The following is a 13,108-nucleotide window of genomic DNA, read 5'->3' as shown; positions in this document are numbered from 1 at the left end:
CTCTCCGCCCTCCCCCGTGACGCAGGCGCCCGCCACACCGGCTGCACCGGTCGCGAAGCCGGAGAAGGCGGAGAAGAAGGCCGCCCCCGCGCCGATCCCGGCCGGAGCGGTCGAGGAGAAGATGCGCGGCGCCGCCGCCCGCACGGCACTCAACATGGAGGCCTCGCTCGCGGTGCCGACCGCGACGAGCGTGCGCGCCGTCCCGGCGAAGCTGCTGATCGACAACCGCATTGTGATCAACAACCACCTCCTGCGCGGGCGTGGCGGCAAGATCTCCTTCACCCACCTGATCGGCTTCGCGGTCGTCCAGGCGCTGAAGGCCATGCCGGAGATGAACCACTCCTACAGCGAGGTGGACGGCAAGCCGGTCCTGGTCAAGCCCGAGCATGTGGGGCTGGGCCTGGCCATCGACGTGCAGAAGGCCGACGGCACCCGTCAGCTGCTCGTGCCGTCGATCAAGGCGGCCGAGACGCTCGACTTCCGCCAGTTCTGGGTCGCGTACGAGGAGATCGTCCGGAAGGCGCGCGCCGGCAAGCTGGGCGTCGACGACTTCCAGGGCACGACGATCTCCCTGACGAACCCCGGCACGATCGGGACCGTCCACTCCGTACCCCGCCTGATGCCCGGCCAGGGCACGATCATCGGCGTCGGCGCGATGGAGTACCCCGCGGAGTACCAGGGCGCCTCGGTCGACACGCTCTGCCGCCTCGCGATCAGCAAGGTCATGACGCTCACCTCGACGTATGACCACCGGATCATCCAGGGCGCGCAGTCGGGCGACTTCCTGCGCCGGGTCCACCAGCTCCTGCTGGGCGCCGACGGCTTCTACGACGACATCTTCGAGTCGCTGCAGATCCCGTACGAGCCGGTCCGCTGGGTCCAGGACATCTCCGCCACGCACGACGACGACGTGGCCAAGTCCGCCCGCGTCCTGGAGCTCATCCACGCGTACCGGGTCCGCGGTCACCTCATGGCGGCCACCGACCCGCTGGAGTACCGCCAGCGCAAGCACCCCGACCTCGACATCAAGTCGCACGGCCTGACGCTGTGGGACCTGGAGCGCGAGTTCGCCACCGGCGGCTTCGGCGGCAAGCCGCTGATGAAGCTGCGCGACATCCTGGGCGTGCTGCGCGACACGTACTGCCGCACCGTCGGCATCGAGTACATGCACATCCAGGACCCCGAGGAGCGGGCCTGGATCCAGGCGCGGATCGAGAAGCCGCACGCCAAGCCCGGCCGCGACGAGCAGCTGCACATCCTGCGCAGGCTCAACACCGCCGAGGCGTTCGAGACCTTCCTGCAGACCAAGTACGTCGGCCAGAAGCGGTTCTCGCTCGAGGGCGGCGAGTCGCTGATCCCGCTGCTCGACTCGGTGATCAGCGCGGCCTCGGCCGAGAGCCTCGACGAGGTCGTCATCGGCATGGCGCACCGCGGCCGCCTCAACGTGCTGGCCAACATCGTGGGCAAGTCCTACGCCCAGGTGTTCGGCGAGTTCGAGGGCAACATCGACCCGCGCAGCGCGCACGGCTCCGGTGACGTGAAGTACCACCTCGGCGCCACCGGCGACTTCGTCGCCCCCGACGGCACCAAGATCACCGCTTCGGTGGTGGCCAACCCGTCGCACCTGGAGGCGGTGGACCCCGTCCTGGAGGGCGTCGTCCGCGCCAAGCAGGACCTCCTGGAGCGCGGCGAGGAGGGCTTCACCGTCCTGCCCGTGCTCGTGCACGGTGACGCGGCGTTCGCCGGCCAGGGCGTGGTCGCCGAGACGCTGCACCTGTCGCAGCTCCGCGGCTACCGCACCGGCGGCACCGTCCACATCGTGGTCAACAACCAGGTCGGTTTCACCACCAGCCCGGCCAGTTCACGGTCCTCGGTGTACGCCACGGACGTCGCCAGGATGATCCAGGCGCCGATCTTCCACGTCAACGGGGACGACCCCGAGGCCGTGGTCCGGGTCGGCCGGCTCGCCTACGAGTACCGCCAGGCGTTCCGCAAGGACGTCGTCATCGACATGGTCTGCTACCGGCGTCGCGGGCACAACGAGACGGACAACCCCTCGTTCACCCAGCCGCTGATGTACGACCTGATCGACGCCAAGCGGTCCACCCGCAAGCTCTACACCGAGTCCCTGATCGGCCGCGGCGACATCACCGTCGAAGAGGCCGAGCAGGCGCTGCGGGACTACCAGGACCAGCTGGAGCGGGCGTTCACCGAGACCCGCGAGGCGGCCAAGAAGCCGCTCGAGCCGGGCGCGGTCGTCAAGCCTCCGGCCGACGAGGTGATCCCCTGGTCGCACGAGGACACCGAGAGCGCGATCTCCGAGGAGACGGTCAAGCGGGTCATCGAGACCCAGCTCAACCTGCCCGAGGGCTTCACGGTGCACCCGCGCCTGGCGCCGATCCTTCAGCGCCGCGGCACCATGGTCACCGACGACGCGATCGACTGGGCGACCGGTGAGGCTCTGGCCATCGGCGGTCTGCTCATCGACGGCCACCCCGTCCGTCTCGTCGGGCAGGACTCCCGCCGGGGCACGTTCGGCCAGCGGCACGCCGTCCTGGTCGACCGGGTCACCGGCGAGGACCACACCCCGCTGAAGACGTTCAACCACGGGACGACGAAGTTCTACGTCTACGACTCGCTGCTGAGCGAGTTCGCGGCGATGGGCTTCGAGTACGGCTACAGCGTGGTGCGCCCCGACGCCCTGGTCGCCTGGGAGGCGCAGTTCGGCGACTTCGCCAACGGCGCCCAGTCGATCATCGACGAGTTCATCTCGTCGGGCGAGCAGAAGTGGGGCCAGCGGTCGTCGGTCGTGCTGCTGCTGCCGCACGGTTACGAGGGCCAGGGCCCGGACCACTCCTCGGCCCGGATCGAGCGCTACCTGCAGATGTGCGCGATGGACAACATGACCGTCGCCCAGCCGACCACCTCGGCGAACTACTTCCACCTGCTTCGCTGGCAGGTCCTGTCGAACCGGCGCAGGCCGCTGATCGTGTTCACGCCCAAGTCGCTGCTCCGCCACAAGGGCGCCGCGTCGGCGACGTCGGAGTTCACCTCCGGCGCGTTCCGGCCGGTCATCGGGGACACGACCGTGGACCCGTCCGCGGTCACCCGGGTGGTCCTGTGCTCCGGCAAGGTCTACTACGACCTGGTCAACGCACGGGAGAAGTCCGGCAGGAAGGACGTCGCGATCGTCCGCGTCGAGCGGCTCTTCCCGTTCCCGGAAAACCCGCTCAAGGCGGAGCTCGCGCGCTACTCCGGTGACGCCGAGCTGATCTGGGCACAGGACGAGCCGGTCAACATGGGCCCGTGGCCGTACCTCACGCTGAAGCTGACCGAGCGGCCCGAGCTGCTCGACGGCCGGCGTCTGCGCCGCGTCTCCCGGGCGGCGAACTCGTCGCCGGCGACCGGATCGCACTCCACGCACGACGCCGAGCTGGAGTCGATCGCCAAGGAGATCTTCGGCTAGCACGACCGGGCCCCCGGCCCGCGGCACACCCAGAGAAGTCCCCCTCGGCCCGTCCGCGGGGGACTTCCCCCTTTGCGGGGACGATCGAGGAGCGAGGACATGTACTTCACCGACAGGGGCATCGAGGAGCTCGCCCACCGACGGGGCGACGAGGAGGTCAGCGTCGGCTGGCTGGCCGAGCGGCTGCGCGAGTTCGTCGACCTCAACCCGGAGTTCGAGATCCCGGTGGAGCGCCTGGCCACCTGGCTCGCCCGCCTCGACGACGAGGACGAGTAAGGGCACCCGAGAACGAGCGGCCCGGCCTGCGAGAGACCGGGCGCGGGCCGCGCGAGAGGGATCAGAAACGCGATACATCTTGACTTTCGACAAACACGACATATCGTGTCTTGTGGAGGGTTCGCCGCTGATCGCGCGGGGGCCGACGAACTTCACGTCGAAAGGTCGAGCCATGTCCCACTGGACGATCGAGAAGCCCGGACAACTGACGTTCGGGCCCGTGTCGCACTTAAGCGTGCGCATCGTGGCGGGACGGCTCGCCGTGCTCGCCAGCGACGGCCCGCCCACCCTCGACGTCAGCGACGCCGGCACACCACCGCTCGTGGTCACCCACGACGAGGACGGCCGGCTCACCGTGGCGTACAAGGACCTCACCTGGGAGGGCATCCTCGGCTGGCTGCGGCCGGGCAATCGGATCACCACCGCCACGCTCACCGTCCCGAAGGACTGCCCCGTGCAGGTCGGCGTGATCTCGGCGTCCGCCGTGGTCGCTGGCTTCGAGGCGCGGACCAACGTCAAGAGCGTCTCCGGCGAGATCGTCCTGGACGGCGTGAGCGGCGACGTGAGCGCCGAGACGGTGTCCGGCTCGGTGGAGAGCCGCGGCCTCGCCGGCGACCTGTCGTTCACCAGCGTCTCGGGCGAGCTGACGGTCGCCGGAGGCTCCCCGCACCGGCTGCGGGCCAACACGGTCTCCGGCCGGATCACCGCCGACCTGGATCTCGCGCCCACCGGCCACGTCACGCTGAACAGCGTGTCCGGCGCCATCGTCGTACGGCTCCCGCAGACGGTCGACAGCGACGTGACGCTTCGTTCCACCTCCGGCAGCCTCCACGCGGCCTTCCCCGGGCTGGAGACCAACAACCGGCCGGCGGCGAGGTCACTGACCGGACGAATCGGCGGCGGCATGGCCTCCGTCAAGGCGACCACGGTCTCCGGTGACGTCACATTGCTCAGCAAGGAATCCGCGAACCAGCGAAACGGAGAGTGGGCATGAGTCCGGTCTTCGGGCACGGCCGACTGCGGCTGTACCTGCTCAAACTGCTCGAAGAGAGCCCGAGACACGGCTACGAGGTGATCCGGCTGCTCCAGGACCGGTTCCTCGGGGTCTACTCGCCGTCACCGGGCACGATCTACCCGCGTCTCGCGCGGCTGGAGGAGGAGGGCCTCGTCACCCACGAGGTCGTGGACGGCAAGAAGGTCTTCACGCTCACCGACAAGGGCCGGGCCGAGTTGGTCGACCGCATGGACGAGCTCGCCGAACTGGAGCAGGAGATCACCGCGTCGGTCCAGGACATCGCGCGCGAGGTCAAGGAGGACGTCCGGCAGACCGTCCGGTCCCTCCGGCAGGAACTCACCCAGATGGCCAAGGACATCAACCAGACCGGCAGGCGGGAGAACCGCGACGCCTGGCGCGACCAGAAGGACGAGTGGAAGCGGCAGCGCCAGCAGCACAAGGAGGAGTGGCGCCAGCAGAAGGACGAGTGGAAGCGCCACAAGCAGCAGTGGCGCGAGGAGACCGAACGCTGGCAGCGCGAGTGGAACCGCATCTGGGCGGAGACGTGGCCGCTGTCCGGCCCGCCTCCCGGCCACGCCCACGCGGACGCCGAGTTCGGGCGGATGCTGGCTGATTTCGTCGCCCGGGTCCAGCATGAGGCCGCCCAGGGCGGGGTCACCGAGTCCGCGCTCAACGAATGCCGGTCCATCCTCGACCAGGCGGCCGAGCGCATCCGCGACGCTCTCCGGCCCTGAGCGCCGCGATGTACGGCTGGCGTAACCCGTTCCTGCCCGCGCACCCCCCGACGGGCCCGCTCAGCACTCCCACGAACGCCGCCTCGCCCTGTTCCGCCCAGGCGGCGGCACAGCGGCGGACCATTCCTGAGAACGGCCGCCGACACGGAACGGACCGTGTCATGCGGCACTCTCAGGAACGGCTTCCCACGCCGGACGGATCAGACGGTGAAAACGATCTTTCCGAAGATGCCGCCGTCATGCATGGCGGCGAAACCCTCGTCGGCCCGCGTGAGCGGCAGCACCCGGTCGATGATCGGACGGACGCCGGTCTGCTCCAGGAAGACCGCCAGCCTGGCGAGCTGATCCCTGGTCCCCATGGTGGACCCCACGATGGATCGCTGCAGGAAGAAGACCTGGGCGAGCTGGGTGGGGGCGACCATGCCACTGGTGGCACCGCAGGTCACGATGCGGCCACCGGGTCGCAGCGAGCTCAGCGAGTGGTCCCAGGTCGCCGCGCCGACGCTCTCCATCACCACGTCGACCCGCTCGGGCAGCCGCGCCCCGCTCTCGAAGACCTGATCCGCGCCGAGTTCGAGGGCACGGGCCCGCTTCTCCTCCGACCGGCTGGTGGCCCACATCCGGAAACCGCCGGCCCGGCCGAGCGCGATGAGCGCGGTCGACACGCCGCCGCCCGCGCCCTGGACCAGCACGGTCGAGCCCGGCTGCACCCCGGCCTTGTCGAACAGCATGCGGTAGGCCGTCAACCACGCGGTGGGCAGGCAGGCGGCCTCTTCGAAGGAGATCGCCGCGGGCTTGGGCACGAGGTTCCCCTTGGGGACGGCCACCTTCTCGGCGAAGGTCCCGTCGTGGACCTCGGAAAGCAGCGAGCGTCGGGGATCGAGCGTCTCGTCTCCGTTCACCGGAGTGCCGATCACCGAATGGACGATGACCTCGTTGCCGTTCTCGTCCAGGCCGGAGGCGTCGCAGCCGAGAACGATGGGCAGGCGGTCCTGGCGGATGCCCACACCCTTGAGCGTCCATAGATCGTGGTGATTGAGCGCGGTGGCCTTGACGGTGACCGTGGTCCAGCCGTCGGGAACCGTGGGGTCAGGGCGCTCACCGAGCGTCAGCCCCTTGAGAGGGTTGTCGGGATCGGTCTGCGTGGCGGTTACGGCGAACATGCCCGAACATTACTCCGCACCTCATTCACGATCACGTACGGCTCTCGCTGAGCGCCGTGGGGACGAACGCCGTACGCGATCAGGAATCCGGCGGACTCAGTTCAGCGGATGCCGCCACCGCAGGCCGGGGAACTTCGCGAAATCGCCGTCACAGGTGACGAACTCGCACCCATGCTCGATCGCCAGCGCGGCCAGATAGGCATCGGGCAAGAGCTTCCCCGTCGCCTGCGCCTCCTTGCAGAGCCGAACGAAGATCTCCCAGTGCCTTGCCCCGGGGTTCACCACGACGGCGTGCGGCTGATTGCGTATCTGATCGGCGAAGCCGAGCGCCTCCTCTGTTGTGCTGGGGGTGGGCAGCCTGCGATTGGTCACGATGCGCATGAAGCCGTTGACCACCATGTCCGTGACGGCGTACGGCTCGTCCCCGTGGATGATGTCCTCGACGTACGCACGGAACCCCGCGTGCCGCTCAGCGTCCCTGCGATGGGCGTTGACCAGCACGTTCACGTCCAGCAATCGCACGCCGCTCCACCTCCACGAAATGGTCGAAGTCGTCCTCCAGCAGGAACTCCGTGGTCGCCGCGGGACTCCAGTCGACGAGCCCGGCATCCCGGGGATCACCTGCGGTGATCAGCTCCGTGCGCGCGCGCTCCCGCGCGCGATCGGAGCGACTGAGTAACTGTTTCAACGCGTCCTCCATCACTGAGTTGAGGGTTCTGCCGTTTCTGGCGGCGAACGCCTTCGCCTCGTTGAGAAGTGCCTCGTCGATCCGCACCGTGGTTCTCCGCATGGCTCCAGCGTCCCCTGCCCGACATTTAGATGTCAACACTGAAAGTAATCGGGCCGTCACAAGAATCTCAAGCGATTTCGAAAACCTGACCGAAATGTGCGGAATGTGAGCTGGCAACACAGGGAATGCGTACATGAGCACGGCTCGCCCGACAGACGCTCAAGCGGAACGGCGGCGATCCGCATGCGACAGCCGGACAGGCGCGGGGCCGCGACCCGCAGACAACCGGGGGCTCCAGGCGGTGCGCGAAAGGGGCGAGGCATTGCGAGATTCGATGGACAAGCTCAAGGGGACAGCGAGCGACGCCGGGGTGCTGAACCAGGCACAGTGAGGGCTGTGGGGTTTCCGGAGATGCTTAAGGGGCCCGGCGGACGGCACCGGGCCCCTTTCACGTACGGCGCCTCGCTCAGAAGGCGAAGATGGCACCTGTCATCGCACGGAGCTGGCAGGCGTTGCCGTACGTGCGCTCGAACCGGACGTAGACGTCGTTCCACATTCCGGAGGCCGTCACCGTGACCGGCTCGAAGAGCATGGGGCAGGCGACGGTCGGGTCCGGCTGGAGCTTCGCGGGGTCACCGCCGACCTTCTCCAGCATCGGACACGCCTTCGTCGGCGCCGGGTGCGTGCCCCGCGATGGAGGGGAGCAGCTGAGCAACGCGTAGCGCTGCGGCTGCGTCCCCGCGGGCCCCTTGGCCACGGTCATCATCAGCGCCTTGGCGCGCGCCTTCATGGGGTGGATCCTGACCGGCGCGTCGAGCATGACGTCAGGCTCCCACGGCGGCGGGACGGTGGCGGCGACGGCGACGCTCGCCGGGCCGGTCGCGATAGCCGTAAAGGCTAGAAGTGCGAGAAGTTGCCTCATATCAATCCCCCGAATCGGCTGACGACAGCCTGTCCGGGGGAGCCCCTCCGATCAAGCGTCCACTCCGCCGCGTCGGGCAAATCTGACGTCCCGGAGATCCCAACGGTTCCGCGGGTTTCATAACGAGCCAGTCACGAAGCTTCGCGTATTTCCTGTTGATCTGGAAAAATCACCCCTTACCACCCATGAAGGAAGGCAGACGGTGTATCGGCGACTCTCACTCGGCCTCGTCGGCGGCCTTGCCGCGACGAGCGTGGTCGCCATGGTCTCCTTTCCGGCGCCCGCGGCGCCCGCCTCCGCCGTGACCACGGCGTCCCTGCCGACGATGCTGAAGGGCGACGTCAGCTCGTACGCCCTGGCTGCGACGCAGGTCGACATGCGCAAGGTCGCGTCGTACTGGAGCCCGGACCGGCTCAAGCGGGCGAGCAGCTACGAGCCGAAGACCAAGCCGTCCCCCTCGACCACGGCCACGACGTCGGCCGCGGAGGTCGGACGCGCGGCGGCCTCCACCCCCGCCGCCTCCTCCCCCGCGGCGAGCGCCCCGGCCTCGGACGCGCCACCGATGGTGGGGAAGGTCTTCTTCAAGGTCGACGACAAGGAGTACTGGTGCTCCGCCTCCGCGGTGCACTCCGGATACAAGAACCTCGTCGCGACCGCCGGGCACTGCGCCTACTCCCTCGCCAGGGACAAGCCGGTCGAGAACTGGATCTTCATCCCGTCGTACGCCAACGGCGACACGAGCGCCGGCATCTTCGTCGGGCACACGCTGTACATGCACCAGGACTTCCAGGGGCAGGGCGACTTCGATCGGGACTACGCGTTCGTCACCGTGTACCGCGGCTTCACCTGGCAGCCCTACACCGACGCGGGCAAGGTGAAGTACCGCTCGGCCGACGCGGGGCTCCTCGAGGACAGGGTCGGCGCCTTCCACTTCGCGTGGAACAAGGGCACCGGCCGGAGGGTCCAGGTCTTCGGCTATCCCGCGGGCGCCCACCCCGACGGAAGCCGGCCGTACACCGGCCAGGACGTCAAGGCGTGCGCGAACACGACCGAGAAGAAGATGGCGAGCGCGCCCACCTGGCAGCTCGAGCACGGGGTACGGCTGACCGGGTGCCAGTTCACCTCCGGAGCCAGCGGCGGCCCCTGGGTCATCGGCTACGACAGCGCCAAGCGCACCGGCTGGATCAACGGCGTGACCAGCCTGACCTGGAACCTGAACGGGGACGGGCGGGTGGACGCGGTGTCCACGCCCTACTTCAACACGGTCACGCAGCGCGTCTACCTGCAGGCCACGCGCCAGTCCACCTCCTGAGCTCCGCCGGTTCCCAAGCCCGTCGGCTCCTGAGCTCCGTGCGACCTCCGTGCGACCTCCACGCGGGTTCCGGGCGGCTCGCGTCCGGGATTCCCCGACCCTTCCCCGACCTTTCCCCAACCTTTCCCTGAGCCTTTTCCCGGCGACACCGCCGGAGCGCTCTTTCAGACGTCCGCTCCCTCATTCCAGTGCCGCGCGAACGACATGATGTGCGTCACACAAACTCCCCTCACATTGCGTTCGGGATGGCCGCAGGTACGGGCGACCACCGCGCCCGCCTGCGACTTCTCCATCTAAGATCCTTTAAATAAACCAAGAAGACATTAATTTCCGAAGGTCGGCCGACCGCCTGCCGAATGGCTCCATAAAAGCGCTCTTCTCCTTTTCTCCGACGCGCGGATATGTTCCTCACGACCTTTTCTGACGCATGAGGCGCGAGAGTCGCCTCACGACAGTGCGAGGAGAAACCCCCATGAAGCGCATCCTTTCCCTGAGCGGGGCGGCCGTCGCCGCGACCGCGCTCCTCACCAGCGGGCTGGCCGGCACGGCGCAGGCGGGCACCACCGTCCACCACGACAAGCTCGTCAAGCCGACCGAGGCCCAGTCCGTCGCCCTCTACTGGCTGGGCGACTCGGGCGCCAACCTGAAGCGCTCGACACAGTTCTCCGGCCCGTCCGGCAACCTCGACTCCGCCTCGGTCAAGAAGGTGGTGTCGACCGGCGGCGCCGCCGCGAGCACCGCGGCGGGCTCGATCTCAGCGACCTCGTCGTCCACCACGTCCACCTCGAAGAACGTCAACCTGCCGAAGACCATCGGCAAGGTGTTCTTCCTCGACGGCGACGGCAAGCCGCGGTGGTGCTCGGCCACCTCGATCGTGTCCACGTACAAGAACCTCGTCGCGACCGCCGGGCACTGCGTCTACAACACGGCCGCGAACACCGAGACCATGGACAAATGGGTCTTCATCCCGGGTTACTACCAGGGCAAGACCCCCTGGGGCCTGTATGTCGGGAAGACCGCGTACACGCACTACGACTTCTCCGTGTACGAGGACTACGACCGCGACTACGCGTTCGTGACGGTCTACAACGGCGTCGAACTGGACAGCACGGCCACGAAGACCGCCGGGGTCGCCAACACCGGTTACTCGCTGGGCGCGACCGTCGGCGCGCAGGGCTTCGCGTGGAACCAGAAGACCGGCACCGCGCACTTCGCCTTCGGCTACCCGGCGTCGGCCCACCCTGACGGCAACAAGCCGTACACCGGGGTCACCGCCAAGTGGGCCTACGGCAAGACCAGCGGCAAGACGCCCGTCAGCAGCGCCCTCAAGATCGATGAGCAGATCACGCTGAAGGCGGCCTTCACCTGGGGCGCCGACGGCGGGCCGTGGCTGATCAAGTACAGCAACACCAAGCGGACCGGCTACATCGATGGCGTCACCAGCCTGGTGGTCGACTCCGACGACAACGACCGCTACGACACCCTGAGCTCGGCGTACTTCGACGGCGAGACCAAGAGCGTCTACTCGGAGGCCGCGGCGAGCTGGTCGGGCAACGTCTTCTAAGACCCTCGCGTCCCCACCTCGGGGCCCGGTTTCCCTCCGGGCTCCGCCTTCCCTTCTCTCGAAGGCCCAGCCCTCTCGAAGGCCCAGCCGGATGGCTGGGCCTTCGTCGCATTTCGGGATGGATTAGACGTGATCATGGGCCAATCGGTGCCATTGGATTTATGTGAGTTACATCACATCTTCCACCTAGGTGATCTTCGCGGTCGGGTGTCGCGTGGCCGTCCGCCGCCGCCCGGCCACCTGCGCATACATCACGAAATGATCTCGAAGATGACACCAATTGTGGAAAATCACGAAAAAGTCACGGCGCCTCGACGCGAGAAAGCAGCGCCGACAAGGCCCGGGACCGCAAGATCTCGCATGTAGTGTTTTGACCATCCCTTTACTGACAGATGGGACGTTCGCGTCTATCGACAGCGCAAGGAGCTCCATGAACACCCGAGTCAAGCGCCTGGTCCTCCCTCTCGGGGGTCTCGCTGCCGCCGGTCTGATCGGCAGCACGCTCGTGGCACCCGCGCAGGCCGCTGGTGACACGGCTACCGACCCGCTGGCCGCAAGCGGAATCGCCGCCAAGAACGTCGTCGCCTTCTGGCTGAACCAGAAGGCGGCCAACCTGGTCAACGCGTCGCCGTACGAGACGCAGATCGTGGCGAAGCACATCTCCAAGGGCGGGCCTTCCCCCGACAGCAAGCCGGGCACCGTCGCACCGACCGGCAACGGCGGATCCGGCAGGTCCAAGAACGTGAACCTGCCCAAGACCACCGGCAAGGTCTTCTTCACCGGCTCCGACGGCAGGCCCCACTGGTGCACCGCCACGTCGCTCCAGGCGAAGTACCGCAACCTGGTCGCCACGGCCGGCCACTGCGTGTACGACACCGAGTCGAACAAGGCCACCCTCGACCGCTGGGTGTTCGTCCCCGGCTACTACCAGAGCAAGGCGCCGTGGGGCATCTACGTCGGCAAGCAGGCGTTCACGCACTACGACTTCGACGTGTACGAGGACGGCGACCGCGACTACGCGTTCGTCACCGTCTACAACGGCATCAAGGCCGGCTCGGGCACCAACTGGTTCGACGCCGCGGAGTGGAACTGGCAGGAGGTCAACAAGGCCACCTATGACAAGTACAGCCGGTACATCCGCAAGTCGAAGGGCGGCAAGTACTACGTCGTCAAGTTCACCGACGTCGGCCGCCTCGGCGACAACGTCGGCGGGCAGGGCCTGGCCTACAACCAGAAGCTCGGCAAGTACGTCTACGTCTTCGGCTACCCGAGCGGCTCGCACCCGGACGGCAACTACGCCTTCTCCGGCAAGACCCTCAAGTGGAGCTACGGCAAGACGTTCGCCGCCAAGGCCCCCTCGGTGAAGGCCGAGGAACTGGTCGGCGTGAAGTCCTCCTTCACCGGCGAGGGCTCCTCCGGTTCGTCCTGGCTGCTCAACTACAGCAACGCCCGCCGCATCGGCTACCTGAACGGCGTCACCAGCGGCGTCTCGGACACCGACGGCAACAACCGGATCGACACCAGCGTCTCGCCGTACTTCGACGGCGAGCTGTACGGCATCTACAAGGCCGCGGCGAACGTCTGGTCCGGCAGCATCGCGTAACACCTGAACGAGGGAAGGGCCCGGCTCGCTGAGCCGGGCCCTTTACGCGTGCGCACGGCGTCCACGCGAGGAGGAAGGGGCGGCACGTGCGGCGCAACTTGCCGTAAATGACGCCATATGCCGTGAAAGGTGCAGCGAGCCAGAAAGGGGTGGATACCGGCGACCTGGGAGGAAAGCCCCCTGCAAGCGGCCTGAAAGCAGGAGCGCCTACTTTCACCGGGCACCCTCTCCAGACTCAAGGAGTTCTTCCATGAGGTCCCGAATCACCCTCCTCGCCCTCCCCTGCGTCGCCGGTATCCACCCCTTTCTGGCTCGCTGCACCT

At 67.7% G+C, this 13,108-nt stretch carries 12 protein-coding genes; 7 read left to right on the top strand and 5 right to left on the bottom strand.

The genetic code is table 11. The features are described 5' to 3' along the window. The 4 genes from IMZ11_RS40640 to IMZ11_RS40625 all read left to right on the top strand — a co-directional run. The coding region (locus IMZ11_RS40640; protein WP_228648585.1) for a multifunctional oxoglutarate decarboxylase/oxoglutarate dehydrogenase thiamine pyrophosphate-binding subunit/dihydrolipoyllysine-residue succinyltransferase subunit at positions 1-3,466 on the top strand (3,466 nt) is incomplete at its 5' end. A 99-nt stretch (positions 3,467-3,565) separates the two neighbouring features. After that, on the top strand, positions 3,566-3,742 hold the full coding sequence (locus tag IMZ11_RS40635; RefSeq protein ID WP_228648583.1) for a DUF6104 family protein: 177 nt from the start codon (positions 3,566-3,568) through the stop codon (positions 3,740-3,742). A 172-nt stretch (positions 3,743-3,914) separates the two neighbouring features. After that, entirely contained in the window at positions 3,915-4,736 is an 822-nt protein-coding gene (locus tag IMZ11_RS40630; RefSeq protein WP_228648581.1) for a DUF4097 family beta strand repeat-containing protein, read from the top strand. Beyond that, positions 4,733-5,491 (top strand): PadR family transcriptional regulator, encoded by a 759-nt coding sequence (locus IMZ11_RS40625; RefSeq protein ID WP_228648579.1) that lies wholly within the window; start codon positions 4,733-4,735, stop codon positions 5,489-5,491. The genes IMZ11_RS40630 and IMZ11_RS40625 overlap by 4 nt, the downstream gene beginning before the upstream one ends. A 200-nt stretch (positions 5,492-5,691) precedes the next feature. On the opposite strand, the gene IMZ11_RS40620 is transcribed toward IMZ11_RS40625, so the two are convergent. From IMZ11_RS40620 to IMZ11_RS40605, 4 genes are all read right to left on the bottom strand, one after another. Beyond that, entirely contained in the window at positions 5,692-6,654 is a 963-nt protein-coding gene (locus IMZ11_RS40620) for a zinc-binding dehydrogenase (RefSeq protein WP_228648577.1), read from the bottom strand. Between the two features lie 96 nt (positions 6,655-6,750). Next, positions 6,751-7,176, bottom strand: coding sequence for a type II toxin-antitoxin system VapC family toxin (locus IMZ11_RS40615; protein WP_228648575.1), 426 nt, complete (start codon positions 7,174-7,176; stop codon positions 6,751-6,753). After that, the gene (locus IMZ11_RS40610; RefSeq protein WP_228648573.1) at positions 7,124-7,429 is read right to left on the bottom strand and encodes a hypothetical protein; all 306 of its coding nucleotides are present in this window, start codon (positions 7,427-7,429) and stop codon (positions 7,124-7,126) included. The genes IMZ11_RS40615 and IMZ11_RS40610 overlap by 53 nt, the downstream gene beginning before the upstream one ends. A gap of 421 nt (positions 7,430-7,850) precedes the next feature. After that, a complete protein-coding gene (locus tag IMZ11_RS40605) occupies positions 7,851-8,306 on the bottom strand; it encodes an SSI family serine proteinase inhibitor (protein WP_228648571.1) in 456 nt (151 codons plus the stop codon). Between the two features lie 202 nt (positions 8,307-8,508). Between IMZ11_RS40605 and IMZ11_RS40600 the strand changes: the two genes are divergently transcribed. Beyond that, positions 8,509-9,618, top strand: a complete 1,110-nt coding sequence (locus tag IMZ11_RS40600) for a serine protease (RefSeq protein WP_228648569.1) — start codon at positions 8,509-8,511, stop codon at positions 9,616-9,618. 164 nt (positions 9,619-9,782) lie between these two features. Here the strand turns inward: IMZ11_RS40600 and IMZ11_RS45840 are convergent, their stop codons facing one another. Then, the gene (locus IMZ11_RS45840; RefSeq protein WP_255707936.1) at positions 9,783-9,911 is read right to left on the bottom strand and encodes a hypothetical protein; all 129 of its coding nucleotides are present in this window, start codon (positions 9,909-9,911) and stop codon (positions 9,783-9,785) included. 179 nt (positions 9,912-10,090) lie between these two features. Here IMZ11_RS45840 and IMZ11_RS40595 point away from each other — a divergent pair, with 179 nt between their 5' ends. Together IMZ11_RS40595 and IMZ11_RS40590 are read left to right on the top strand one after the other, a co-directional pair. Then, complete coding sequence (locus IMZ11_RS40595; RefSeq protein ID WP_228648567.1) at positions 10,091-11,182, top strand: serine protease; 1,092 nt, start codon at positions 10,091-10,093, stop codon at positions 11,180-11,182. Positions 11,183-11,612: 430 nt separating this feature from the next. Next, complete coding sequence (locus IMZ11_RS40590) at positions 11,613-12,785, top strand: serine protease (RefSeq protein WP_228648565.1); 1,173 nt, start codon at positions 11,613-11,615, stop codon at positions 12,783-12,785. The last annotated feature ends 323 nt before the right edge of the window (positions 12,786-13,108 follow it).

The sequence above is a fragment of the Microtetraspora sp. AC03309 genome, from assembly GCF_020826795.1.
Classification (GTDB): Bacteria; Actinomycetota; Actinomycetes; order Streptosporangiales; family Streptosporangiaceae; genus Microtetraspora; species Microtetraspora glauca.
Note: the sequence above shows the minus strand (reverse complement) of the source record. Positions and strands in the feature narration are given on the sequence as shown.